Source organism: Flavilitoribacter nigricans DSM 23189 = NBRC 102662 (genome assembly GCF_002646595.1).
GTDB lineage: Bacteria > Bacteroidota > Bacteroidia > Chitinophagales > Saprospiraceae > Flavilitoribacter > Flavilitoribacter nigricans.
Genome location: NZ_PDUD01000024.1, coordinates 228,164 through 254,155, shown reverse-complemented (window position 1 = coordinate 254,155; position 25,992 = coordinate 228,164). Strand labels below are relative to the sequence as shown.

The 25,992-nt window shown below is 51.0% G+C and carries 23 protein-coding genes; 5 read left to right on the top strand and 18 right to left on the bottom strand.

All coding sequences use genetic code 11. The annotated features are described in order from the left end of the window. Positions 1-105: 105 nt before the first annotated feature. The 10 genes from CRP01_RS20250 to CRP01_RS20210 all read right to left on the bottom strand — a co-directional run bounded on the left by CRP01_RS20250 (position 106) and on the right by CRP01_RS20210 (position 10,740). Positions 106-2,598 (bottom strand): bifunctional UDP-N-acetylmuramoyl-tripeptide:D-alanyl-D-alanine ligase/alanine racemase, encoded by a 2,493-nt coding sequence (locus tag CRP01_RS20250; RefSeq protein ID WP_099151910.1) that lies wholly within the window; start codon positions 2,596-2,598, stop codon positions 106-108. A gap of 223 nt (positions 2,599-2,821) precedes the next feature. After that, positions 2,822-3,013 (bottom strand): 30S ribosomal protein S21, encoded by a 192-nt coding sequence (gene rpsU / locus CRP01_RS20245; protein ID WP_099151909.1) that lies wholly within the window; start codon positions 3,011-3,013, stop codon positions 2,822-2,824. Between the two features lie 184 nt (positions 3,014-3,197). Continuing rightward, positions 3,198-3,578, bottom strand: coding sequence for a hypothetical protein (locus CRP01_RS20240; protein ID WP_099151908.1), 381 nt, complete (start codon positions 3,576-3,578; stop codon positions 3,198-3,200). Between the two features lie 609 nt (positions 3,579-4,187). Then, positions 4,188-4,562: a PRC-barrel domain-containing protein gene (locus CRP01_RS20235; RefSeq protein WP_099151907.1), complete on the bottom strand. Its 375-nt coding sequence runs from the start codon at positions 4,560-4,562 to the stop codon at positions 4,188-4,190. A gap of 153 nt (positions 4,563-4,715) precedes the next feature. Next, the gene (cls, locus tag CRP01_RS20230; RefSeq protein WP_099151906.1) at positions 4,716-6,167 is read right to left on the bottom strand and encodes a cardiolipin synthase; all 1,452 of its coding nucleotides are present in this window, start codon (positions 6,165-6,167) and stop codon (positions 4,716-4,718) included. 258 nt (positions 6,168-6,425) lie between these two features. After that, positions 6,426-6,593, bottom strand: coding sequence for a hypothetical protein (locus tag CRP01_RS42375; RefSeq protein WP_170110465.1), 168 nt, complete (start codon positions 6,591-6,593; stop codon positions 6,426-6,428). An 8-nt stretch (positions 6,594-6,601) separates the two neighbouring features. Beyond that, positions 6,602-7,120, bottom strand: coding sequence for a flavodoxin family protein (locus CRP01_RS20225; protein WP_099151905.1), 519 nt, complete (start codon positions 7,118-7,120; stop codon positions 6,602-6,604). 4 nt (positions 7,121-7,124) lie between these two features. Continuing rightward, positions 7,125-8,432 (bottom strand): kynureninase, encoded by a 1,308-nt coding sequence (gene kynU / locus CRP01_RS20220; protein WP_099151904.1) that lies wholly within the window; start codon positions 8,430-8,432, stop codon positions 7,125-7,127. Between the two features lie 74 nt (positions 8,433-8,506). Next, positions 8,507-9,415, bottom strand: coding sequence for a DMT family transporter (locus tag CRP01_RS20215; protein ID WP_099151903.1), 909 nt, complete (start codon positions 9,413-9,415; stop codon positions 8,507-8,509). A gap of 278 nt (positions 9,416-9,693) precedes the next feature. Then, the gene (locus CRP01_RS20210) at positions 9,694-10,740 is read right to left on the bottom strand and encodes a DUF6340 family protein (RefSeq protein ID WP_099151902.1); all 1,047 of its coding nucleotides are present in this window, start codon (positions 10,738-10,740) and stop codon (positions 9,694-9,696) included. Between the two features lie 397 nt (positions 10,741-11,137). Here CRP01_RS20210 and CRP01_RS20205 point away from each other — a divergent pair, with 397 nt between their 5' ends. Next, entirely contained in the window at positions 11,138-11,548 is a 411-nt protein-coding gene (locus tag CRP01_RS20205; RefSeq protein WP_233752720.1) for an ATP-dependent Clp protease adaptor ClpS, read from the top strand. A 3-nt stretch (positions 11,549-11,551) separates the two neighbouring features. Here CRP01_RS20205 and CRP01_RS20200 read toward each other — a convergent pair whose 3' ends face one another. From CRP01_RS20200 to CRP01_RS20180, 5 genes are all read right to left on the bottom strand, one after another. Then, positions 11,552-12,793: a DUF481 domain-containing protein gene (locus CRP01_RS20200; RefSeq protein ID WP_099151901.1), complete on the bottom strand. Its 1,242-nt coding sequence runs from the start codon at positions 12,791-12,793 to the stop codon at positions 11,552-11,554. A gap of 106 nt (positions 12,794-12,899) precedes the next feature. Continuing rightward, positions 12,900-13,295: a hypothetical protein gene (locus CRP01_RS20195; protein WP_099151900.1), complete on the bottom strand. Its 396-nt coding sequence runs from the start codon at positions 13,293-13,295 to the stop codon at positions 12,900-12,902. Positions 13,296-13,877: 582 nt separating this feature from the next. Then, complete coding sequence (locus tag CRP01_RS20190; protein ID WP_099151899.1) at positions 13,878-16,409, bottom strand: PIG-L family deacetylase; 2,532 nt, start codon at positions 16,407-16,409, stop codon at positions 13,878-13,880. Between the two features lie 145 nt (positions 16,410-16,554). Further along, the gene (locus tag CRP01_RS20185) at positions 16,555-17,223 is read right to left on the bottom strand and encodes a T9SS type A sorting domain-containing protein (protein WP_099151898.1); all 669 of its coding nucleotides are present in this window, start codon (positions 17,221-17,223) and stop codon (positions 16,555-16,557) included. 226 nt (positions 17,224-17,449) lie between these two features. Further along, complete coding sequence (locus CRP01_RS20180; protein ID WP_099151897.1) at positions 17,450-17,989, bottom strand: dihydrofolate reductase family protein; 540 nt, start codon at positions 17,987-17,989, stop codon at positions 17,450-17,452. Between the two features lie 359 nt (positions 17,990-18,348). Between CRP01_RS20180 and CRP01_RS20175 the strand changes: the two genes are divergently transcribed. Beyond that, on the top strand, positions 18,349-18,801 hold the full coding sequence (locus tag CRP01_RS20175; RefSeq protein ID WP_099151896.1) for a hypothetical protein: 453 nt from the start codon (positions 18,349-18,351) through the stop codon (positions 18,799-18,801). Positions 18,802-18,819: 18 nt separating this feature from the next. Here the strand turns inward: CRP01_RS20175 and CRP01_RS20170 are convergent, their stop codons facing one another. Then, on the bottom strand, positions 18,820-20,058 hold the full coding sequence (locus tag CRP01_RS20170) for a glycosyltransferase (protein ID WP_099151895.1): 1,239 nt from the start codon (positions 20,056-20,058) through the stop codon (positions 18,820-18,822). Positions 20,059-20,444: 386 nt separating this feature from the next. On the opposite strand from CRP01_RS20170, the gene CRP01_RS20165 reads away from it, so the two are divergent. Genes CRP01_RS20165 through CRP01_RS20155 form a run of 3 tightly spaced genes read left to right on the top strand, consistent with a single transcriptional unit; the run spans position 20,445 to position 21,990 of the window. Further along, entirely contained in the window at positions 20,445-20,873 is a 429-nt protein-coding gene (locus tag CRP01_RS20165; RefSeq protein WP_099151894.1) for a hypothetical protein, read from the top strand. A gap of 33 nt (positions 20,874-20,906) precedes the next feature. Then, positions 20,907-21,398, top strand: coding sequence for an RNA polymerase sigma factor (locus CRP01_RS20160; RefSeq protein WP_099151893.1), 492 nt, complete (start codon positions 20,907-20,909; stop codon positions 21,396-21,398). Then, a complete protein-coding gene (locus CRP01_RS20155; RefSeq protein ID WP_099151892.1) occupies positions 21,385-21,990 on the top strand; it encodes a hypothetical protein in 606 nt (201 codons plus the stop codon). The genes CRP01_RS20160 and CRP01_RS20155 overlap by 14 nt, the downstream gene beginning before the upstream one ends. A gap of 142 nt (positions 21,991-22,132) precedes the next feature. On the opposite strand, the gene CRP01_RS20150 is transcribed toward CRP01_RS20155, so the two are convergent. Next, positions 22,133-23,458 carry an NAD(P)/FAD-dependent oxidoreductase gene (locus tag CRP01_RS20150; protein WP_099151891.1) on the bottom strand — a complete coding sequence of 442 codons (1,326 nt, stop codon included), beginning with the start codon at positions 23,456-23,458 and terminating at the stop codon, positions 22,133-22,135. A 311-nt stretch (positions 23,459-23,769) separates the two neighbouring features. Then, the gene (locus tag CRP01_RS20145) at positions 23,770-25,848 is read right to left on the bottom strand and encodes a penicillin acylase family protein (RefSeq protein WP_170110464.1); all 2,079 of its coding nucleotides are present in this window, start codon (positions 25,846-25,848) and stop codon (positions 23,770-23,772) included. Positions 25,849-25,992: the final 144 nt, after the last annotated feature.

The window sequence follows — 25,992 nt, the reverse complement described above, 5'->3', positions numbered from 1 at the left end:
TGAATAATTATGGTTCCAGGTATCCGGAAGATCATACTCCTTTTCCGTATCGGGGAGACCGAAAGCCGGATCTTCCGGGAAGGGGGGCTTCCGGATTTTTTTCTGTCATTCCATGATGTACACCCGCTTTACCCGCCCCGAAATTCCCGTCAGCACTTCGTAGGGAATGGTTTCGTAAACGGCTGCAAGTCGTTCAATGGGAAGCTCTTCCCCGAACACCAGCACTTCGTCCCCCTCGCGGGCATCCGGGATATGGGTTACATCGATCATGCACATATCCATGCAAATATTACCGACAGTAGGCGCCAATTTGCCGTGCAGGCGGAACGAATACCGACCGTTGCCGGCTCGCCGGAGCAGTCCGTCGGCATATCCGATGCTAACCGTCGCGATCTTTCGGTCTTTTTCGGCACGGCCCCGACGGCCATAGCCGATGGTTTCTCCCGCCAGTACCGGACGGATCTGAGAAATACGGCTGCTGAGGCGAAAAGAAGGCCTTAGGCGACCCTGTAGTTCCCCGCAGACCTCAAGCCCGTACATCCCAATGCCCAAACGTACCATATCCATCTGGTATTGTGGGAAACGGGCAATCCCGGCCGAATTGAGCAGATGTCTCAGTGGGCAATAGTCCAGGGCGGCGCAGAGCCGTTCGTAGAAGTCGTTGAATCGCATGGCCTGATCCCGGGTGAAGGCGTCTTCCCCTTCATCTTCACTGGCGGCGAGATGGGAGAAAACGGAAGCCAGCGGGATCTGTGGGTGTTCCTGCAGCAAACGGATCAGCTCGTCCAGATCCGTCGGCATAAAACCCAGGCGGCGCATGCCGGTATCGACCTTGAGGTGAATGCGGATCACGCTTCCCCGCGTACGCGTATACTGGGCGAGGGCCTGTACCTGGGCCAGGCTGTATACTTCCGGTTCCAGATCGTATTCGGAGAGGGAGGAAAAGGTCACCGGTTCCGGATTGAGCACCATGATGGGAAGGGTGATCCCGGCTTTCCGGAGTTCTACTCCTTCGTCCACGTAGGCAACGCCGAGGTATTCGATCCCCTGAAAACTTAATAATCTGGCTACCTCGGCACTTCCGCTGCCGTAAGCGGCGGCCTTGACCATGCCCATCATCCGGGTGTCGGGATTTAGGAAAGCATTGAAGGTCCGGATATTGTGTGCAATGGCACTGAGGTTGATCTCCAGCAGGGTCCGGTGCGTATAGGGGAGCAGCCGGAGCGCAATCGTTTCAAAGGCGAACGGTCGTGCTCCCTTAATGAGAATGGTTTCGTTCCGGAAGGCCAACTGGTCAAGTTCGGCCAGCAAGCCGCCGGTGCTTTTAAAGAAGTTCCGTTTGATGGCCGGCTGAAGATAGTCATCAATCAAATGGATCTTTTCCCCCACTCCAATCAGGCGATCCACGCGGTATTGGTGGAGCAGCTCAGCTACACTGCGATACAGTTGTTTCGGGCCGGTGCCGCTTTGGAGGATATCGGAAAGAATAAGACTGAGTTGACTTTCGCCCCTTTGCTGCTGGGCGTAATCCAGGGCAATGGCCAGTGATTGCAGGTCTGAGTTGTAGCTGTCGTTGATCAGGGTACACCCGTCCCGGCCGTCCTGTAGTTCCAGCCGCATGGCGATGGGACTGAGTTGCCCGATGCGACCGGCCAGTTGCTCCGGGGGCAACCCCAGGTACAATCCGGTAGCCAGGCAGTGGATCGCATTCTGTACGGCTGCGGCATCGGAAAATGGGATCCGGAGGTGTAGGGTTTCTCCCCGGAAGTGAGCGGTAATCCGGGTGTCACCCGGGTTCCAGTCGATCTCCCGGATATAAAGGTCGGCATCCTGATGCGTAGACCAGGTGAAGGTGCGGAGGCCGGATTGCGCGATGACCCGGTCCAGTTCTTCCAAACCGGATTGGTAAATGAGTACCTCGACATTGCGGAATAGCTGAAGTTTTTCCCGGAGTTTTTGTTCCCGGCTGGAAAAACCTGCATCGTGCGCGGAGCCGATATTGGTGAGTATACCGATAGTGGGGTTCAGAATAGCGGCCAGTTTTTGCATCTCTCCGGGTTGGGAGATGCCGGCCTCGAATATACCGAGTTCGTGAAAGTCGCGCATCCCCCATACGGAAAGCGGCACGCCCACCTGGGAATTATAACTTCGCGGACTGCGTACGATCCGATAAGATTCCTGTAAGATCTGGAAGAGCCATTCCTTGACCGTCGTTTTCCCGTTGCTGCCGGTGATGCCGATCACGGGAATTCCAAATTCGGCCCGGTGGTGCCGGCTGAGTTGTTGGAGCGCAGCCAGCGTGTCGTAGACTTTTAAAAAAATTGCATCGGCCCCTTCCCAGTTTTCCGGTAGGCGACTGATCACAAAAACACGTACCCCTTTCCGGTAGGCTTCCTCCAGAAAGGCGTGGCCGTCGTGCTGGGGCCCCGAAATGGCAAAAAACAGGGACTGTCCGGCAAAGCGAACCTGCCGGCTGTCCGTCAGTAGATAAATGATCTCGGGATCTGCATCCGGTGGCCCGTGCTTTTCAGCCCGGATGATCTCTGCGATCTCCCCGGTGGAGTAAGGTGGTCTGGCAGTTTGTGGTTTGGACTTCATAATCGTTGCACCGTCCGTGAGGGACGAGCGCCGGGGCAAAGCTAACCAAATGGTATGGAATTGGGCTTAAAAGTGGTGGGCCAGATAAAGCCGGATGAAAATGGTAATGATGAGGACAATTGAGACGGAAGGAAAAAAGATTGGGGCCGGGAGATTGCCGCGGGGCATAAAAGATAAACGGCCGCATACGCGGCCAATTGACATCGGAAAGGGAGGGGTGTATTTAATCTACCTCCTGCTGCTTTCTCAGTTTGTAAGCGGCTTTCAGTAACTGATTTCTACGTTCGATCGAGGGCTTTGTATAGTGTTGTCTGGCTCTGATCTGTTGCATTACTTTTGCGTCCCGGTGCTTGCGCTTGTAGCGCTTCAGCGCCCGGTCAATACTCTCGTTGTCTTTGACATCAATAATTAACATGGTTCAAAATATTTGGTAAAGAAATGGTTTGCTTAAAAAATAAAATCCCCAGGACCTGGACTCAACCAGGAAGGAGAAGCTCAGCGATCGCAAATCAAGATCGCTACTATATTGGTATTAAAAGTTGGGAACGCATACCTGTTGTATGCCGTCCCAACTTTCAGGAGTACACGGAGGAAGAAATTTACATCTTAACTACTTCCGCCTGAATGGGGTAATTGTTCAAGATCCGATTGGTGAAAGCAAGATTACCGTGAGGCACAACCAGAAAAAGCTTTCCGTTTTTAAAACTAGCCAGGTTGCTCAACAACTTCCACTTGGTGATCACTTCCTGAAGATCATCGGTCTTTTGGGCTAGTTCGAAATAACTTTTCTTACCGTTGAGCACTCCGGTGGCGTCCGGAATAAATGCTCCTTCTTCATTAGGACGACTAAGTTTGGAAGGAGTGTCATATCCCTCGGTATTCGCTTTTACGTTTTGATAACCCCTGGGCAGTACGACCTGCTCAATCAATTTGCGAACCAATACCTCGTCTTTCGCATCGGTAAGGATACCATTCTCCATTTGTAAAATAATTTTTAAATGAGCTAGAAAAATATAGTCAAAACCTTAAAATGTGGCTTTAAGCATGGCGATGAAAACCTGTATCCGATAGTGGATAGACAAATCCCGTGAGCCCGTCAATAAGCGGGCACTACTGTAGAAGCATTGACAAGGCAGCAGTAAACGGCGCTGAAACGCCTGTGCGTGAGGATGCGAAAATGTTAGAACTTTCGCAATTTTGCCAAAATATACCTAAGGGGATATTGATCAGATTTTTTTGCATCTATTTATAATAACATAATTTTTGGTCGAAAAGTTCCAAACAAAATTGAGATTCCGGGTGTTCTATGTGATTTGTTTGGTTCGTACAGGCAAAAATAAGTCTTTTCCGCTACTGAAACCAACCTCTTTTGCTTCTGCCTACTCCTTATTTTTGAAATCGATTTCCATACATTGCGTAAAGTCATGGGAGCTCCCTTTTTCCCAATCGAATCCAGATTTGTGATTTTGTCCAATAAAAAAAGATGGTACAGTAGTTAACCGTACCATCTTTCCTGGGTGTTTAATTGCATCCAAATGGTGGGATCAATTAATACGCTGATTCTACCATTTGGGGGATGTTTTCATCAATTAGTATGCTTTTGAGGTGGATTTACGCCAATACGGGGTATATCCATAGTGGTTGTAGACGCTGTCCAGGTAGTCTTGGTGGGTGGCGCGGTTCGGCCAGTTATCTTTGTCAAATCCCGGAGCGTTTTCCAGGCGTTCTTTTTCTACGTTCAGGACAAACTTTTCTTCTTCACTGTCGATCTTGAATGCTTCCCAGGGCATGGCGAAATATTTGTCGCCCAAACCGAGAAAACCACCGAAAGACAATACGGCGTATGCTACGCGGCCGGAATCGGTGTCGATCATCAATTCCTTGATGTTACCCAGACTCTCACCTTTAGCATTTACAACTGTTGTTCCTGAGATACTGCTTGACGATAATGTTTGTGGTGTCATTGTTAAACGATTTTTGGTTTTTAAATGGTTGTACTTAATTGGGGTATTACCTTTATTTATAACTATTTGTATACAAGTGTTGTAGGTGCTTTTAAAACACATTTCGTAAATGCCGTGTTCGATGGATCAACAGAGAAAAAGTGTTAAAGCCGACTAGAGGATGGGGCTAAAAATCTTCGCGATCCCTTCTTTGATCTTATCGCCGACCGGGCGTTCTTTAAATTCTTCCAGCTTTAATTCTTCACAGTTTTCAATGTCTTCCATGAAGTAGGATTTTAACTCTTTTGCCAGTGATTCGTTGTAGACCAGGGCATTGACCTCAAAGTTTTGTTCGAAGCTTCGCAGGTCGAAGTTGGCAGTACCTATGGAGATCACTTCATCGTCGGCCACGAGGGTCTTGCTGTGGAGAAAATTATCTTTATAAAGGTAGATCCGGACCCCGGCGCGCAGCATTTCTTCGAAGTAGGAACGCACGCCCCATTTCACGACTACACTGTCCGAAGTTTCCGGTATGATCAGGCGGACGTCCACCCCGCTGAGCGCGGCTGTCTGGAGGGCCGTCAGAATGGCTTCTCCCGGGATCACGTAGGAATTGGTAATATAGACGTAATCATCGGCCTGGGTGATCAGCGAAAAGTATTCCTGGCGGATGCTCGAAAAATCCGAGTCCGGGCCACTGGCCACGATCTGAGCAACGGCGTCACCCTTAGGTTCGGATTTAGGGAAGTATTTATCCTTTAACAGATCACCGTTCTCTTCCCGCTCCGTAGCAAAATTCCAGTCGGTCACAAATACCGCCTGCAGGCTGTTGACGATCGGACCTTCCAGTTGCAGGTGCATATCGTGCCAGATCCCCAGCGGCCCCGCATCCGAACGAATGTATTTATCCGTTACATTGATGCCTCCGGTGAAGCCGATCTTACCGTCCACAATAATGATCTTCCGGTGATTGCGGTAATTGAGGGTAGAAGTGGGACGCATATTGGCGATCGGCAGGAAACAGCTGTGATTGCCACCCAGTTCCTGCAATTGATTAGTGTACTTATTGCTGAGAAACTGGCTGCCCACCCCGTCGTACAGCAGGCGGATCTCAACTCCCGCTTTGGCTTTTTCCTTAAAGATCTTCATCATGCGGTCGGTAAGCTCTCCTTCCTCGAAGATATAGTACTGGATGTGGATAAATGTTTCCGCCTTTTCCAGCGCGTCGAAAATAGCGTCGAAGGTAGCCGGTCCGTTGCGTAGGATCTTGGCTTTGTTATCCGGGTAAGGAAGAAAGCGGCAGTTTTTGGAGATCAGTTCGGGCGTCTTGCGGTAGATGTCGCGATTTTCCGGTAGAATGGCCTGTTCCGTAAAATGATCTTCGTAAAAACCATCTACCCGGCTCAGGTATTTTTTTACTTTCTGGGCCTCCTTGATCTTGTAGAATTTGTATTTGCGACGGTTTACACCAAATACCAGATAAAGAATGATACCTAATACCGGCAGCACGATCACCACCAGCAGCCAGGCCATGGTCTTGGTGGGGCGTGCACCCGAGATCAATAAATTGAGAACCACCCCGATGGTGGCCAGGATATAAGCGATAAACAATAGCGTGAAAAGCATGGTAGCAGGGCTTTGTGTGTTTAGGAACGAAAATTAATCGGAAAAGCCGGCACGTTCGGTGGTTGCCGCAGTGGGCTCCGGTCCGTTTGGCCGCACTTTTAGTGCTAAAACCTTCCCGGAGTGATCCAAGTTGGCTTTTAGCGATATTTCCTAAACATTTTTAGCCCCGAGCCTGCTTTTGGCAGCTCCGGTAAGGGAAGAAGTCCGGGATTAGCGCAGGTTACGAGCAATACGGGCAGCCTGGACTTACCGGTTAGATCAATAGAATAACAGGCGGAACCAATCCCAGATGGCCACCCGGTTCTTGAGAATAATAATGAACAGTGCAATGCCCGCAAAGATCAGTACCGTTCGGAACCGCTTGCCGGCAATGGCGTTTCGCTCGCGTCTACTTTTATAATTACGTTTTCTACTCTGATATCCCATAGACAAATTTAGATTGTGACACCAACTTTGACGTTGGCGATGAGTTGATCCAATTGTTGGAGAACGATAGCCGGGATCTCTCCCCCTTCGATCCAGGTATGGCAATCACCCCGGTAATGCATATCCAGATAGTCCGCCGTACGGGCAAAGGGCATAAAAAAACCGGGGTAGGCTTCTTCGTCCGAACTGCAGCAAATGGCCGCCATACTTTTTCCCGCGAGGCTTCGGCCCAGATCTTTGCGGATCGTCATCAGATCGGTCATGCGATCAAAGAAGATCTTCATGGGGCCGGCCATACTGTACCAGTATACGGGAGTAATGAAAATAAAATTCTGGTACCCGGCGATTTTTTCAAACGTCGGAATGAAATCATCGTGACGGTTGCGGTGCTCATAATCGTAGGCACTGATGTTCAGATCGCTGATGTTCAGAAAATCGGCGCCGGACTTCATCCGCACGGCTTCCGCTATTTTTCGGGTATTGCCCTGCTCCCGGGAGCTGGCAAAGATAATCAGGGTGTTAGTCATTGGTTCAGGATTTTGGGGTATAATACTGTTCCAGCAAATTTGTGAACTGATAAATTTCTTCAAAGGTGTTGTACATAGCCGTCGGCGCTACCCGGATAACGCCTCCGCCCGAATGGAAAAGATTGTCTTCGCGCCAGTCACAGATCACTCCGTGGCGGCTGAGGTGGTCAAACAGGTTCTTTCCTTCTTTTTCCAGGTAGATCGATAGCTGGCTGCCTCTGGCGGACAATTCCGACGGGGTCAGGATCTGAAAGCGGTGTTCCTGCCGGTTGAGCCGGTCCAGTTGCCAACTGAGGTAATCGGTCAGCAACTCACTTTTGGCGTGCAGGCGGTCCATACCCGCCCGATCGAAAAGTTCCAGGCTTATCCGGTGCGGTGCCATGCTCATGATCGGCACGGTACTGATCTGCCAGCCGGCAGCTCCGGGAATCGGGTGGAAGGTTTTCTGCATCAAAAAGCGTTCCTCCTCTTTTTGTCCCCACCAGCCGGCAAATCGCGGGAGATCCGGATCATTTCCGTGCCGGGCGTGAATGAAGGCTCCGCTGGGACCACCCGGTCCCGAATTGAGGTATTTATAACTGCACCATACCGCAAAATCTACCTTCCAGTCGTGCAGCTGCATCGGGACGTTACCCGCCGCGTGGGCGAGGTCAAAACCTGCATAAGCCCCGGCGCGATGGGCCGCTTCGGTAATGGCCGGCAAATCGAAATACTGACCGGTGTAATAATTGACACCTCCGAAAAGCACCAGCGCCGTTTCTGCTCCGTTTTGATCGATGGTTTGCAGAATATCTTCTGTCCGCAGGTGGATCTCTCCTGCCCGCGGCTGGACCTCCACGATGGCTTCCTGCGGATCGTATCCGTGAAAACGAACCTGACTGGCCAGCGCGTACTGATCGGAAGGAAAGGCACCGGCCTCCATAATGATCTTGTATCTCCGGGAAGTAGGGCGGTAAAAGCTCACCATCAGCAGATGCAGATTGACCGTAAGGGTATTCATGACGATTACCTCCTCCGTTTCCGCCCCGACTACCCCGCTCAGCGGTGCCTGCAGGTATTTATGGTACGATAGCCAGGGGCGATCTCCCTCGAACCAGCCTTCCACGGCTTTTTCCTGCCATTGCCTGAGTTCTTCTTCCAGCGCTCCGGCCGTGGCTTTCGGTTGAAGCCCTAGCGAATTGCCGCAGAGGTAGATCGCCGGATTACCCCCATGCGCAGGGATGTGGTAAGCTGATCTGAACTCCGCCAGTTGGTCTTTTTCGTCCAATGCACGGGCATAAGCCAGAGAAGATTGGTGGTCCGTTTTTAGCATGTCGGTGGTTATGAATGTTTTAAAGTCTCCGGACATTCTCCGGGAGCTCGAACTTATATCCTACAAATTTGACACTATAAGGTTGAGTTCTGTTTGCGTTTGTTCCATCTTCGCATTACCGGGTAGGAGAACACAGCGAGTAAAATGACCAGCGCTCCCCAGTAAAATCCCGGGTCGAGTTCCTGCTTGTCGTCCAATAGTAAAAAGGCCAGGACGATGCCGTAAACCGGTTCGAGATTTACCGTCAGATTAGAGGCAAAGGCGGTAAGATGACGCAGCGAACGCAGCGCCAGTACGTAAGCCAGGGTGGTACACAAGAGTGCCAGGATGGTCAGATAGAGCCAATCCGTACTTTGGGGCCAGAAGTCCAGCGACCGCCCCTCTTCCGAGAACCAGTAGTACACCGGAATGACCAGAGAAAGGAATAGCCAGGCCGAGCCCAATTCCAGGAAACTGACACTTTTTTCGTCCAACTTACCTACGAGCAGTTTGTTCAGCGTAGCAAAAAAAGCGGCCAGAAGTGCCGCCGTTAATCCGATCCCAATCCCTAGCAGCATGCCTACTTCCGCCCCGTTCACGATCAGGATCATGCCGGGAACGATCATTAATCCCAGAACGATCTCGTAGGTCTTGATCTTCTTTTTGGAGAAAATCGGTTCCACCAGTGAAGTGAAAAAAGAGGTCGTAGCCATGCAGACCAGTACGATGGATGGGTTGGATAACTTGATGGCCCCGAAAAAGCAGACCCAGTGCAGGGCCACGATCAACCCGATCCCCATGAACTTGAGCAGCGTTTTGGTGGGGGTAGTCCGGAACAGCCGGATCACCGGTACGATAAAAGGAAAACTCAGGGTGGTAAAAAATACCCGCCACCAAACCAGACTCAGTGCCGGCAGGCTGATCAGGTCCCCCAGAATAGCGGTAAACCCGAACAGGAATACCGCAATGTGGAGTTCGACGTACGAGCGTTGGATTGGCGTCATGACTTTGCCGGATCTGATGATTAATTAGTCTAAGTTGCGATGCAACTTAGGTAGAGGGAATAGAGTAGAGGGTAGAGGGGGGGCCTATCGTTAAAATGGAACAAAATCGCTCATTTTAACGGTTGCAGTCTCTCTACGCTCTACCATCTACTCTCTTCAATTCAAGTATCGCAACTTAAATTAATTAGCAGTTTTCAAGATCGGGCGAAAATAATAAAAATTAAATCGAGCGCGTCTCCAGATCCGGTGCGGCTATGCCGATGCGATACCATCGTGTTTTACTTCATTTGTTCCTCCACGCGTTTGGCATCTTCAATGCGCCATTGCAGCTGCCGGCCGTACTCCCGGGAGCTTTTGTTCCCGAATTCCAGGTAAGCTTTGTTGGCCCAATCGAGAGCGGAATCCAGATGTCCGGCTCTTTCGGAGGCTACGGCCATATTGTGGGCCGCTTTTCCGGCGGTTTTAGCATCTCGGCCCTTTTCGATCAGTTCGCGCCAGATCTCGGCGGCCGACTCCCACTGGTTGGCTTTGGCGTAACGTGCGGCCCGTTGCATGGGTTCTTTATCTGACCCTTTGGCTTTGGTGTAGAATTGCCGGTTAACGGACACCCAAACCGGAGCGATCCGCATGCCGTATAATGTCCCCGCTTCAAAACTGATGTCCCGGGCCATATCCGATTGATTGGTGAGGCGGCGCAGCGCTTCCTCTTCGGAGGAGCCGGTAGCGGAATCATTACCACCCTCGGTCACTTCAAATTCATCGATGATCACCTGCCGGTCCGTATCGTAGAGCCGCCAGCCGATGTGCACCCGCATATCGATCTTGGAATCATACACCGTTTCGGTATATTCCTGACCGTCCTTTTTGCGCGTCACCTGGCGACTGCGGGTAGAGCTGCTTTGATCGGTATCGTATTTTTCGATGGCGAGTACGGCATCCACATCGTACTGGTCGGCGATCATGCGCACTTCCGACCAGGGCAGGGGCTCGATCATGCGATCTCCGGATTTGCTGCCGGTCAGTTCCACCGCACTGGAGCGTACTTCAAAACGGGGCGTTCGGGTCAGTGCATCGGTTACCCCCCGCAGCGCATTTTCGCGGCCGCGTTTATCCTGGCCCAGCCCTTCACCGGTTACCACGCCTTCCAGAAAATTCAGGAATCCTTTGCTGGGTTTACTGCGGTCGATGGTAACGATGCGTTCAATATTGCCGGGAACGGAAAAAGCCGCGGGCTGGAGTACGTCGATCTGGGTAGTAGTGGTACAGGAAGACCAGATCAGGCCAATGATCAGACCGTATAAGGGTAGTGAATACTTATTTTTCATTTGTTTGTTTTAGGTGTGTTCTGAATGGAAGAAGGACAAATTTCGTCAATTCTTTCCATGCGTCCGGAGTAGAAAGTGAGAAAATTCCGAACCCGAACGGAATTTTGTCTGTTATCAGAGTTTAGCCATTCCATTTGGTCACACCTATGAGATCTTGTAATAATCTGTTATTATCTGGGGGATCGGCCAAAAACATCTCCCGGCAGGATTTCATAATCTGCGACTTACACCGGCCACTTTACGCCGGGGTATTGGATAAGGTTGTAGAAATGCCTAATTTTGATGTAATAAAAGTACCCGAAGAAAGATCGTGTTATGCGATCTTGCCGGATGCATCAGACCGCAATATCAATGCGCTCTATTTAGATCAGATCAGAAAACAAATTGAATAGTGGGAGTGAATAAATTTATCGAGAATGGATCGGAAAATCAATTTAATAGAACACCCTATTACGTTGATCCTATTCGGTTGTCCACCCACTTTCAGCAGATAGACTTTAGCCGGTTCGGTCATTTTTCCGAACAACCCGAAGAGGATGTTCTGGTTGAAGATGAAGTGGATACCGGTTCCGGCGAAGTAGCTCATCTATTAGTATACAACGATGACCACAATTCCTTTGATTGGGTGATCGAATGTTTCATGGAGATCCTCCAACACACCAACCAACAGGCCGAACAACTGGCCTTGCTCATTCACCTCAAGGGGAAAGCGACCGTCAAAACGGCCCCCCGCAATGTCCTACAGCCGAAAAAGGAAGCGCTGGTCGACCGCGGCCTGAGTGCCGTGATCGAGGGGGAGCGCATTTAGAACCTACAATCTGGTATTTACAATATTATTGAAGGCGGAACCGAAAGTGTAACTCAGCCCTACACCCGTGTAGAGTTCAAAACTGGTGGCGATCTGGCGCTGACGCAATAATATATCTTCGATGGATGCCTCTCCGGCCGGAAGGTTGATCTGATCGCGGATCAGGTCCAGATTGGCGGAAAATTGGACCGCCAGCCCTTTAAAGACCCGTACGGATACCCTGCTGTAAAATTCAACGCGATTCTTAGAAAAATCCTGGAGAAAAGTAGATAATTCCAGATTGGCGTAAATATCTCCCCAGGGCTGCCGAAAGCGGGTTTGGACATTTAGGGTGTGATTGGGAATAAATTCCCGGTTCTGGTCGAAGATCGTGGTTTGAATATAGTCATTTTGAAAAAAGCCGATCCGGTAAGCAAATACGATCTCCCGGCGAAGTACTTCCCGGTAGGGATAAATATTATATTCAATAGCCGGATGTAAGAAATAAGCATAGTTCAGATTATTGTAGGTATTATGCTGAATACCACTAAAGACTCCGGCTGACCAGTGATTTCCCAAACTGTGCACCACACTTGCCCGAATGTAATGCCTTTGCCGTTTACTCAAAAATTCTTCATTCTCTCCGCGGAATTCGCTTTGTGCGTAATTCATTTCAGCATCCGTTCGGATACGCCAGTCGTCGGTAACGCGGTCTCCCTCAAAACCAAATTCGAGATCTATACCCGAACGGCTGGTCTCCTTATTGATCTCTCCTTCTCCCCGGATTTCGAATATCCAGTTGTTCCAGGGATCATCCGTTGGGGTGATTGCATCCGCTGTTTCCTCTTCTTCACTCTGCACGGAATATTGGATCAGATCGACCATATCCGTTTGTACCAGGTAAGGAAGTAATCCGACTGCGATCTTACGGGCCAGTCCTTTACGCACATCGTCATTCGTAGCGGTAGGACCGGTTTCGTAAAGTAATTCCTGATCCAGATCCTGAAAATCATTGCGCCCTTTAAAACTCAGGGTATAAGAACGCCCGCCACTACCCAGGCGGATATCATAAACGAAAAGTTGTACATCGGATAGTCCCTGATCCCGCACGTGATTGACGTAGGGAAGCGCTTGTCGAATATAATTCTGGTCACAATCGCAATCCGTAAACAAATTGATCTTTTCGGTCTGACCGGGTAAAATGGAGGTAGCAAGAAGCGAAATCAGGAGTAAAGAGAAAGTTCGAAACCAAAGTTTGCAGGGCATTTTTTATTTTTAAAACAAATAAAACTATGGCAGATGTTCGCCGACGGGACGGAAGTAGATGCTTGTAAATCAGGGTGAAATGATGTTTTGTGGGTAGTTTCCGGGATTATTTCAGGACCGGGGAACCGTTTTTTTGCCCAACTTCTATTCGATGAAATTTCAATAAATGTTGTGGGTCCAACTCGTTGTAGAGGTGCAGTATAAGCGTACTGCGTTTTCGCCGGTCGATGGGAAAAAGGATCTTGATGGGATTGTGGACATAGCCATTGTCTTCAAAAAGCAGGATCTGACGATTGCGGGTATGCAGGCGAAACAACAATAGCTCATCGGCATCTTTGGGTACGGGAATCTCTCCGTAACCTTCCTCCTGCAAAAACTGCCGGATCATGTCGTAACTGGTCTGCAGGGAAGAACCGGCAAAGGTGGTACGGTATTCGTACCCATCGCTAGAGCCGCCCAGATAATCGGAGCCGCAGGGTGGGAAAGACGTTCGCAGTGCCATGACTTGCCGTTTTTTGCATGATGCTTGTCCGAGTCTCTCCCCACAACCGGTCAATAAGCGGATCGGCGATTTCGGAGGAAGCTCATTTTAAGAGACTGTTTGAAAACCTCTCACTGGGTTACCCGTACGGGCCCCCACTTTGCACCTATTTTTAACTCCGTAGCTGGGCTATGCAGTAAAAAATAGCTTTCAATTGACTGCAAAATCCGGGTTTTTCTCCGGCAGCAGAAGTTTTCAAACAGTCTCTAACAGTTACCCGATGGACCGAGGGGAATAGGGAGGGATAATAACCCACCCTCACTTCCAGCACACCGGTGTGGATAAACGCTCCCATTGCCAAAGATCGGAACCTTTGGGTCGGAGTTGGTATCAATACTTGTCGACAAAGTCTGATTTGGCAAATTTACAAAAAGTTTTAAAAATTAAAATAAAAAACATTTTTTAACTTGGGACTTTTTGCCGGCCTAAGGGGAATACCCGTTACAACTGCCCGGATGGCGTAAGGATTTCGGCCTGCATAAAAAAAGACCTCCCCAAAATCTTTTCGGGAAGGTCTTTCTGATCTCCTGCTTGTCGATCCGCTTAGGGCCGCACTTCTTTTCCGATAGAGATCATGTTGGCGAACAGCCGGAATGCTCCGGGAACCCCGGCCGGCAACTCCCGGAACCAGGAATAGCCGGTATAGATATAGTAGCCTTCACCGTATTTCGCAACCAGCAGGCCTCCGTCCCTGGGATCTTCTCCCGGATCGTTACTGGAGAGTACTGGTGTGAAAGCCTCATCCCATTTGTTGGGGAAATAAAGGCCCCGCTCCTGGACCCAGCCGTCAAAATCCTTGGCCGTGATCTCATTCGGGTAGTTGAGTACCGGGTGCTCCGGTTCCAGGAAACGCACATTGGCTTCTTCCACGGTAACCCGATCTCGGGAGATCTCCAGCGGATAGGGGGCCAGTTGCTCTTCCGGGATTTTCAGCCGGCCGCTGGTATTGTACTGTACGATCATGGTGCCACCGTTCTTGACGTAATCCAGTAATTTCTCCTGGTGGAATTTCAGGCGATCCTGGGTGTTGTAGGCCCGCACTCCCATGATGATCGCATCGAAGGTCTGCAGGTTGGAAGGCGTCATATCCCGGTCGTCCAGCAAAGTAACTTCGTAGCCGATCTCTTCCAGACTGGCGGGGATCTCATCGCCGGCTCCCATGTAGTATCCGACCCGGCTACCGGCTTTGTGGATATCGATCTTTACTACTTTGACGCTGGCGTCCGCAAATACGGTTTGGGTTGGAATGTGGTCGTAGTCGATCAGCTTGATCGCCTGGGTATAAGATTCTTCACCGATCTTCACCAGCGGTACGATCATGGCCTCACTTTGCTCTTCCGGTGGGAATAAGGTGAAAGTGAAGGTCTGTTCTTCTCCTTTCTGGGTCAGTTCAAAGTCCACTGTTTCCGGTTCCGCCCGCCAACCTTCTTCGTGGCAGAGTTCCAGCGTGCCTTTGAGGTCCGCCTTTCCGGCTTTCAGTCGCACCGTTACCGGTTTGGGAGAGGTGCCGGCGAAAACGTATACCGAGTTGTCGATATTGGCGTAAACGGGTGGGGTGATCTCAAAGGGGCGGTATACTTCTCCGTCTACCGGGTCGGTCCGTTTGTACACCACATCCCGTTCGATACTCATCGGTTCGCCCTGAACGAGCAGGTTAAACCGGACTTTTAGTTCACGGGGTGTTTCGGGCAGGCCACGTAGTTCCTGAGCTTTGACCGTATACATGCCCAGTTCGGATTTCTCATTCAGCCAGTACGGATTGGTGAGGTCAAAATCTTTGGGCAGTTCAACGCTTTTCTCGTAGGTGAGCGCTTTATTGTTTTCCAGTTGCTGATCAAAAGTCGTATCGATACCAAAGGGCAGGATCTCCAATGACTGGAGCGAAACATCTGCCGCCGAGCGGTTGATCAGCTCGATATCCAGGGTGATGTCCTGACCACGGGTAGCGGAATAGTCGTTGCTAACCGCTTCGGCGTAGAGGGCCATACAGGCAGCGATCACTTCTTCGATCTCGGCCTGCTTGATACGTTTCCAGTAGCCGTCCGGTAATCTTTTGATCAGTTTGTAGGCGTTGATCAGGCCGGTCAGACTTTTGTGGGGCTCATCGTAGCGGAAAGTATTTTCCACGGCACCCAGGATGTGTCCGATCGGTTCACCGCCTTCCACCCGGGTCCAGGTGGTATTGATACCGTCGAAAATGTGATCTCCATTCGGCATGTCGCCTTTCAGCAATTTGATGTATTCGTCGGCGCTTCCCCGCGAGCCGCTGGAACCAAAACCCTGGCTTTTGTGCATGCTCCGGCTTTCGGCGGCAATCTCAGTATTGGATTTTCCCTTGATGGGATAGTAGACACCGACATCCACCGTGAGCATATCGGATTTATCCACTTTTTTGAAGGCTTCCTCACTGCCGTAAAACCACCAGGAAGTGTTGAAAAATAATCTTCGGGGTTGCCAGGTATCAACGTATTTCAATTGTTCCGGGAACTTGGAGGCATCGGCGGCCAGATCAAAGGCCTTCACGGAAAGCATGGCCGAAGCGGTATGGTGACCGTGCATGCGGCCGGCGAGGCGTTCTTCGTATTCGTGCCAGAAGCGGTTAATGATTACATCGGGTTGCCATTTGCGAATGGCCCAGACCACATCGGACAGCACTTCATCTTTGTTCCAGATCTCCAGCGTTTCGTCCGGGTGTTTGGAAAAACCAAAATCGTTAGCGCGGGTAAACATCTGCTGACCGCCATCCAAGCGGCGGGCACCCAGCAACTCCTGCGTCCGGATGATCCCCAGGTATTCGCGGATCTCGGGACCGACCAGGTTCTGGCCACCGTCGCCCCGGGTCATGGAGAGGTATGCCGTTTCCGCTTTTACTCCATTAGAGAGATAGGCGATCAGGCGGGTATTTTCGTCGTCCGGGTGGGCGGCCACATAAAGTGCCGAACCCAGAAAATTTAATTTTTTAATGGCTTCGTGGATATCGGCAGAAGTCCACTTCTTAGGTTGTTGGGCAAAAAGCCCGCTAGCAATGGTCAGTACCAGCAGTACGAGCCCATAGCGCCATAGAGGTCTAATCATGATCGGTGGTTTTTCCTTTATTAAGTGATCTTCAAAGATTTTCTAAAGATACATTACAAATATAGGAAGGATAAAGTTGACATCCAGGCGAGCTTGCAACTATAGAAGGTTAAATGATCCGCGGTTTCAGGCAGGGAAAGTACCCTTAGCGAATGATCAGGCGTTCCCAAAACGGCTTTCGGTTGAAAAACTGCATTTCGAGATAATAGATTCCCTGGGGAAGATCCGGCAGGTCCAGATAGTGCTGCGAGCCGGATAATTGCCGCCATTCGTGCACCGCCCGACCGCCAGCAGACCACAAGCGAACGGAACGCAGCGGCGTATCCAGACTGAGACGAAAATGATCGGCAGCGGGATTGGGCGCCAGCCGGAAGCCGGGAGGGACCAATCGTTCGACTGCATCCAGGAGATCAACGCGAAACGCCAGGGTATCCCGGTAAAGGGTATCCAGGGCGCAGGTATCAGCCAGCATGCCTTCTTCATCTATGGCCACGACGTATTCGGAAACGGTGCAAACGAGTTGGTAGTCGCCTACCGGAAAAACGCCGAGTTGGACTGTATCTTCCCGCACATCGATTGCCGGTAGGGTACCGCCACAGAAATGCAGGTCCAGATAAACGGTGTCATTGATCAGCGTGTCTTCAACAGCAAAGAGGTTCTGCTGGGTAGAGAAAATGGTAGCGACCAGGGCCCGTACGGAATCCTGCTCGTTGGGTGCAGCAGGATCAATGGCCAGTCCGGTAATTCCGTAAGGCTGGGCCTGTACAGCAGTTAGTAAACTCAGGGTGCACAAAAGCAGAAAGAGGTGTTTCATGGCAGTCGGATTTTAGTTCTGTTTGATCCACGGAGGGCCGAAGATCTTTGGGTGAATGGGCTCCGCGGTATAAGAACCGAGAAGCATCTAAACTTGACCCGAAGTGGCTTGGTCCTGACGCGCTGGTCACCGTCGGGATTCCCAAACCGCTTCGGTCAGTATATAAAGCTACAGTAAATCCGCCAGATTCGCTATCGGCTGCTGAGGGCAATTGTCCCGAATTTCCTTAGGTATAGCGAACATCGTAATCCAGCAGGAGCACGCCCGAATGATAAACGGTCGTGTCGGTAAGGATTAGATTGATGGCCCGCTGACTGCTACCGAACAAGGGGATCCCCTTGCCAAAAACTACGGGATTCAATTTGATCCGTAGTTTATCGAGCAGTCCCTCGTCCAGCAACCAACCGGCAAACTCGCCGCCACCACACAGGTAAATGTCCGTACCCGTTCCGTCTTTTAGCGAACGGATCAGATCCAGGGGCTGTTCGGCGATCACTTCTACCTGATCGGAAAGATCGGGCAGTTGCAGGCTTTTGGAAAAAATGTAGTGTTGCATGTGGGGGTAGGCCGGTCGGCCCGGTTCCAGTCCGAAGTCGTAGCCAAATTCGTAAGTGCGCCGCCCCATGATAACCGTGTCGTAATCCTGCAGATGTGCCAGATAGGCTGCGACGTGATCTCCTTCTGGTAAAAATCCACCGGCCGAACCGTCTTCGTGGGCAATATAGTGATCGAGGCTGGTGGCCACGTGATAAGTTATATTTCGCATAGAAAAACTTTAGAGGTGCAAAAAAAGAATGAGAAATGGGAAGAAAACAGCGATACTATGCAGGCAGGGATAGAGCTTGAAAAGCCCCAGGTTAAAAATAAAAACGGCTATTGGTCAGCCGGAGTGTAGCGGTATTGCCAACAAAGTATCAGGCAAATGAAATCATGACGATTCGGATTGAACAGGTAAAAAGATATGTAAATGAAGTACCGGAAACGGTACGATAAGCATACAAGTGCAATCCGCTTTTAGTTCCCGGATCTAAAGAAAAAATGTTAAATACTATAAATCAGGTAGTTAGAATTTGAGGATATGCAACTTTGGAGCGCACCTCCTGTCATTTTAAAAAAACTCCCCGTATGAAAACTGCCACCTTCCTTTTTCTGCTTCTCATTCCGCTATCCATTTTCTCCCAGCGAGGCTACTGTCCCTGCATGGAGCGGGAAAAAAAGAACGAAGGGATTGACCTGACCGAAGTACTCCAGCAAATTGATCAGCAGCAGGTCGATCTCAGTACCGCCAATCGCGTGCCGGCTACGGCACAGACCATTCTTGTCGGATATCATCCCGAACCGGCGGCAATGCCTCCACAGCAAAACGTGGCACCTCCTCCGCAGCAACAGCTTGTGCAAGCTACGGTAACAACGCCTCAGGCGGTAGAGACTTCAGCGAGTACGGTAAGTGTTCGATCCGAATCCAGCCGAAATAGCCTGCAACAGCGAAAAAAGAAGAAGCGGAAGCGCGTGCGATTGCGGGCGCGGAAAAAAGCCAAAAAGTACCGCGGTGGATGTCCGGTATTCAAAAATATTTAATTGCTTGCGACTACAGGCTCAATCCTCGCTTCGATCAATACTCCGCCACAACTGGAGCAGGTCTTTGACCGTTGGGTCCGTTCCGGTACTGAATCCGGAAACTTCCGTCAGCCAGCTTGCGGCCTCTTTAACCGGTACATTGGCCCGGTGGTGGTCCCGGATGAAATGGACATATTTCATCAGCATAAAAGCATCAAACCAGCGAAAGAACCGCTTGTAAAAGGCGTTTGGACTACTGGTGTGGGTGCGCATCTCGGATAATCGCTCCTCGAAATTTACGGATTGCAGAAATGTAGCCAGGGGCGGGGCGATATTGATCGAAAAGTCGGCCTGGAACAGTTGTGGTACCTGGCGGACCAGCTGTCGCAGCATGACAAAGCCGGCGGGAGCATAAGTGTCCGCTTCCAGCTGATTGGCCAGCAACTGGCCGATCGCTCGACCCGTACCGAACGGTACCCGGTGTGACGGTCGCGGTGACGGGATAACCCGCGTACTGTTGATCACGCCGAATTCTTCGAGCATGGTAAATTTGTGCAGGAAATAAAAATCTTCTCCGGCCTTGCGACGGTTCATGCCCCCCTGCTTCTGATAGGAACGGCAGCGGACGGCCATACTGGAACCGATGGTCTGGTAGGCGTAAGGCAATCCCGCCCAGGCCTGGGCATTTATGAAGTAGCGCAAATGGAGCTCATAGAGGGTGATCGCCCGGTAGGTTGCGGCGTTAAAATCTTCTCCTTTCAGCGGATGTTCAAAATAGATACTGGCCGCCTGGGTCCTGGAATAACGTTGAAAGTACCGCTCGATCTGCCGCAAGAAATTGGAGTCGCACCGGCTATCGGCATCAAAACAGACGATCAGTCCGTCGGGATTTCCCGCCGCTTCCAGTCGACGGCAGGCTTCATCCATCCCGATCTTGCGCGCCATACCCACTCCTGCGTGTTTTTCCGGCAATTCCGGGCAGTACAGAATATGAAAATGCAGCCAATCGGATCGTAGGGTCCGGCTCCAGCTCATAGCCTGTTCAAAACAGCGGTAGTTCCTTTGCTTTACTTCCGGTTTTTCCTTTTCAGAATGATTGATGATCACAATAACTTCTACGGTCTGGGCCGGAGCCTGGCAATGACGGAGCCCTTCCAGACTGTCGATGAGTTCGGGTTCGTCGTAAGCCGGTATTACCAGTACCATACCGAGGTCATCCGGCGGCTGGGTTTTGATCAGTGGCGGATAAAGTGTTCGTTTTTGCAGGTAAGAGGTCATGGCAATACAGTGATAATCTAGTTCCGGGATGATTTTTGAGCGGGGCCGGTAGGATCAATAATGTGTAAAAAGGGAACGGTCTTAAGGGACGGGAAAGTGGTAACGGAATCCGCTTCGCTGCAAGCGGTTAGGGAAAAAGATGGAATAATCCCGCTGATGATCGTTATTGTTCGATGAGCTTTTCTGCTCCGTACGGTGGCGGAAGACGCCAGGCTCCCCGTCGTACAGACAGCCGGCAGCCGGGATAAGGATTGACATTATCGGAGAAAGTAGCGATGACTTCATGTGTCCACGTTCTTGCTTCTTCCCAACAAATTATAAAAAACTTTTCCAAAAGTGTAAGAAAGTCCCGACGGTGAGCACTAACTAAGCAAAAACAAAGTATCATGACAATTAACACCGTATTCGAACAAGTAAAAAATCTGTTTGCTCCCGAAGTCAAAGTAGAGCAGTCCGTACCTTTAGCCGATGGCGCTGATCGCTGGTTCGCATTAATAGAGGATCTGATCGACACCTTTAACCTGGAACTGTTGGAAGAGGACGGTCAAAGCTGTCTCTTCAAATACCCGGGGAGCCCGGTCGTCCACCTCAGTCAGTTGAAAGTAGTCTGGGGCGCTACTCCGGATGAAGCACCCTATCACCGGCTACAGGCCTATCTGCGGGTAGAGCGCACCACTGACGGACAAATGCACCTGAGCTTCTACGAGAACCTGATGGGCAGTCCGGCGGAGCACCGGGTATACCGCAATGTGTTGCAGCAACGGATGGAAAAGCTGGTTAGCCATCTTAGGAGCGGGCAGATTACTCCGCAGTAAAGGATCCATTTCGGAAATATTGAATAAACAGCAATGTCGGCAGAATTCTATCAGGAATACATTGAAAATAACCGGGCGATCATCGCCCGGATCTGCCGGGCCTATACCGATAACGAAGTGGATTTTCAGGACTACTTCCAGGAAGTCTGCCTGCAGTTGTGGAAGTCGAAAGACAATTTCCGGCAGCAGGCAAAACTCTCTACCTGGATCTACCGGGTTAGTCTGAATGTTTGCCTTTCGCTGGTGCGCAAAAAAAGGCAGGATCCCAAGGAATTGGGACCGGCAGTGGAGAACCTATCGGTGCCACCCCGCCCGGTGGAAGATCCCCAACAACGGCAACTGGAATTATTGTACCGGCAGATCCGGCAGTTAAAGGAGGTAGATCGGGCCCTGATCCTGTTGTACCTGGAAGAAAAGAGTTACGAAGAAATGTCGCAGATCCTGGGCATCAGTGTGAGCAATGTGGGGGTTAAGATCAATCGGATTAAAGAAAAATTAAAAAAACAGCTACATGGAAAAGTTTGATCTACAGGCCATCTGGCAACAGTCGGCTACGGAGGAACCGGAATTGCCCTCCTTTGTCGCCGCGAAGGAGCTGGTCGGAGACCGCTCGCTCAATCTCGTGGAGCGGATCAAAAGAACGGCCCGCCGTGAACATCGTACTTTTCTGATCGCAGCGGCTATCGGGTGTCTGCTCCTGTTGGCTTTTCAACACTTCCTCTGGGCGGGCGGACTGGTTATTTTTACCGGACTGATGATCTGGAAATACGAAGTGGAGATGGGAATGATCAACCGGATCAAACCCGAACACAGTACCCTGGAGTACTTACGAGCGGTGAGCAGTCTGCTGGAAAGGTTTATGCAAAATTATCGTTACGGTATCCTTATCTTCATCCCGCTGGTTGCCATCGGCGGTGCCCTTTTGGGGCAGTACCGGGTCATTGGCCGGATAGACTGGACCTTTTGGTTGCGGCCGGTGATGATAGGCTATCTGGCTGCGGCCATTGCGGTAGCGATACTGTTCTCCCGTTGGTGGCTCAAGACCTGGGTAAATACTTTTTATGGAAAAAAATTACGGGAAATGAGGATTGTTATTGATGAGTTGGAGGCGATTTAGGGGGGGACGGTGGATGGTTGACGGTCGAGGGTCGAGGGTTGACGGTCGACGGTGGTTGAGGGCAAACGGTTGACGGTGTCTGGCCGCTAACCGTTTGCCGAAAATGGATGGGATTGATGAGGTGTCAACCGCCTTGAAATCTTTATGATACCGGTTCGGTCTCGGTTTCCTGCTTCAGCGAAGGTCTTTCTTTAGGCTTCGGATTGATCAGGAGGCGGAAAGATTTGTCAAAGGTGAAATAACTCCACGCCCAGTTGATAAATACCAGTACCCGGTTGCGCGCGCCGACCAGGGCCATCAGGTGGACGAACAGCCAGAGAATCCAGGCAAAGAAGCCCTGGAACTTGAATCCCGGCAGGTCCGCTACGGCCCGGTTCCGTCCGATGGTGGCGAGGGAACCCTTATCCTTGTATTCAAACTCTTTTCCACTTTCTCCACGATCCAGTTTGGGTAAATTAGTGGCCAGCAGGTCCGCCTGTTGCAGCGCTACCTGAGCTACCTGCGGATGTCCTTTAGGATATTTTTCGGTTTCCATATAAGCCTGGTCACCGAGGCAGAAAATATATTTTTGTCCCCTTACCCGGTTGTTCCGGTCTACTACCAGTCGGCGGGCCTTACCGTAGGCATCGTCCGGCAGACCGGGGATCTCGTTCGCTTTTACCCCCGCCGCCCAGATCACATTGTGGGAACTGAGGCTGGAGCCATCCTTGAGTTGAACGGTTTCCCCGTCGTAATCCACCACCATCGTATCGAGACGAACGTCTACGCCCAGTTCTTTCAGGTATTCCCTGGATTTGTCCGACGCTTCGTCCGAATATCCGGGAAGTACATTGGGGGCGCCTTCCAGCAGGAAGACTTTCATCTGGCTGAAGTCGAGTTCGGGATAGTCCTTCGGGAGAACGAATTTGCGCATTTCTGCGATCGCTCCGGCCAGCTCAACACCGGTCGGTCCCGCTCCGACGATCACTACGTTCAGCAGACCCTGTACCACTTCCGGGTCCTGCTCGTTGAGTGCCGCCTCATAATTGGCCAGTAAGGTATTGCGCAGGGAAAGGGCTTCGGGCAGCGATTTCATGGGTATGGCGTGCTGCCGGATCTGCTCGTTGCCGAAGTAATTGGTGTCCGCACCGATCGCTAGTACCAGATAATCGTAGGAAAGACTGCCCAGATTGGTGTAGATCATTTTATCCTCCGGCTCGACGCGGTCCACATTACCGATCCGAACGTGCAGGTCCTTGGTGGACTGAAAGATCTTGCGCAACGGGAAGGCGATGGCACTGGGCTCGAGGCCGGCGGTAGCTACCTGATAAAATAAGGGCTGGAACTGGTGGTAGTTATGCTTGTCGAAGAGGACAACCTGAAAATTGTCCTTGCTCAACTTACGGGCAAGTTTGAGCCCGGCAAAACCGCCACCGACAATGACCACCCGGTCTTTGTCGATATCGGGAATGTTGGGGATCGTTTTCATATGATGGTGTTCAATTTGTAATAAAGATATCTTTGAGCTCTCTTATTAAACACCGTTTAGCCGGAAGAGTTGGTTTTTTATCCCATGGTTTGAATAATGCGTAATATAATTGATTAGCAAAGTTTTGTGTTTAATTTTTCGGCAAAATGATAGCCTTTTACAGGCTACTTCCAAAAAACCTTATTGGGTAGAAAATGAGATCTGTGATAGCATATTTTACCGGTCCGAAAAGCCGCATTTCGGCAGGGTAGGCAGGGGCCTGCAAAAGTTTTTTATTATTGCCAATGCCGGAACGGAAAAAGTACCTGCAATCACTGCGGATGATAGATCCGTTTGGCTTCGGCCAGGATCTTTTCTTTATCCAGGGTCATGGTTTTGAGCTGTTGTTGGGTAAAGAGCGGCATCTGGTCGGTGTAGTGTGTGCTGCCGGCTTTAGACGAGGCTCCGAAAGCGTTGACGGTTTCCAGTTCCACCCCCTGTTCGGAAAAGCGAGCTAGTTGAATGTAGGACTCTCCAACGAAGGGGCGGATCACTCCGTTCTTTTGGGTTTGACTGTAAATGGCGCCGAGCACATCCGGCGCTCCCGGCATCGGTAGGGAAACGTCACCGCGCGAGTGCCGCTGCAATTGAGCCAGCGGAACGGTACGACTCCCGAAATGCTCCTGAAAATAATCCCGGGAATGGCGTATGGCTTCTACCAGCTTGGCCTCATCCAGTTCCGGGCCCGTGCGCAGGCTGCTTTCACCCCGCAACTGTGGGTGTTGTTGCAGATATTTCAGCGAAACGATAAAAAGGGAAGCGGCGTGGCTCTCCAGTGTAGCGGCCCGGTCCCAGTTGTGGAGCAGGTCGATCTCGGCCCGGATATCCGGGTATTTTTCGGCAGCGAGGTGGAAGATCGGTTCCAGACGCGGATACGCCTCGAGCGGGCTGGTATAACTGACATCGTATTTAATCTTTTTAAAATCCTCGTAATCGAGTTGGTCATACTGTTCGATCAACTCAGCGAAGCGCACCCCGCGATTGGTCTGAACCTCAGCGGGCCGGTAGCCCATCGTGGCGGGCACCTGATCCGGGCGGGGATTTTCCTCCGGAGCGGTAGAAAGGAACGGGGAATGGTTACAATTGTAAACATAGCCGGCCGCCGGGTCGAGCACCTGCGCCAGGCTATCCAGCGGGTAGTAATTGTCGGCCCAGAGGGTAGCGGAAGTATCTCCGGGCAGCACTCCGCGCCAGTTATACTTTGGGTCTCTCACCGGGAAGCGACCGTTGCTCACGTAAAAGATGTGGTCGTCCCGATCGGCGTATACAATATTGGTGCTGATGATGGCCTGCATATTCAGGGCGGCGCGGAAACTTTCCCAGTCGGTAGCCTTATTCATGCGGTACCACTGTTCGGCGGCCCGGATGTCACGATTGGCGGGGAAACGCAGTGCGAAAACGCCCTGGCCGGTCTTAAAGGTGACGCCGTATTTGCTTTTGTAGAATTTTTGTTTCGCTCCCACCGGGATCAGTCCCAGTAGTTTGATGCGGGCTTTGGTATGGTAGGGCTCCAGGCTAAGCCATTCCCCGTCGAAGCGGTACTGATCTTCGTTTTCCGGATGCATCGTGAGTTGGTAGACATCCGCAAGGTCGCCGTGATTAACGGTATGAGCCCAGCCCAGATAGGGATTGGCTCCCAAAAAGATACTGACCCCGCCGGGGAAGGTAGCACCGAGAATATTCCAGCCTTCTTCGCTGCACAGGTGGGCCTCGTACCAGGAGTTCATACCTTCCATCGGCTGGTGCGAATTAATAGCGAGATAGGTTTTGCCGTCCCTGGTTTTTTGGCGACTGATGGCGAAAGCATTGGATCCGCGACCTTCTTCCGACGTGATCACCGGGAGCCGTTCCTGCAGTATTGCACCGAGGTCGCGGTCGATCCCGGACATCAGACTCATCCCGAGAATGTAGATCTCGATGATCTCCTTCGGATGAACGGGAAAGAGTTTTTTGTGTAGTACTTCCTGGGGATGCGCTGCGGCGTAGGCATTGATCCCGGCGGCGTAGCCGGCCAGCACCTCCCGGAATTCCGGACTGAGGTCGCTTTCGAAACGTTCTTCCACGATCTCCTTACTGTCCATCAGGTGTACGGCGACATCCATAAATGCCCCCTGTTTTCCCATAACCAGTCCGGCCAGGTTTCGGACCGGAAGGAGTTGTTCCTGGATGGTTCGGAAGTCGTCTTCGGCCGTAGCCCAGGCAAAACCGTAGGCAACTTCGGCATCCGTAGGCGCGAAAATATGCGGTACGCCCCACTCGTCGCGGGCGATAGTGATGCGCTCCGGATCAACCTGCGCACTGACGGTAAAAAAGAAGAATAAAGCGGGGATGGAAAAAAATATTCTGATCATCATCATTTAACACTTGGGAAGGAACAATTTTTTCTTTTTGAGAATTGATTTAAGAACAATGTAGTCGTATAGAAAGACCTGATAACCAAAACCCAATACCTATGAAACTATTTATTTGCCTATCTTTCCTGTGTGGCGTCATTT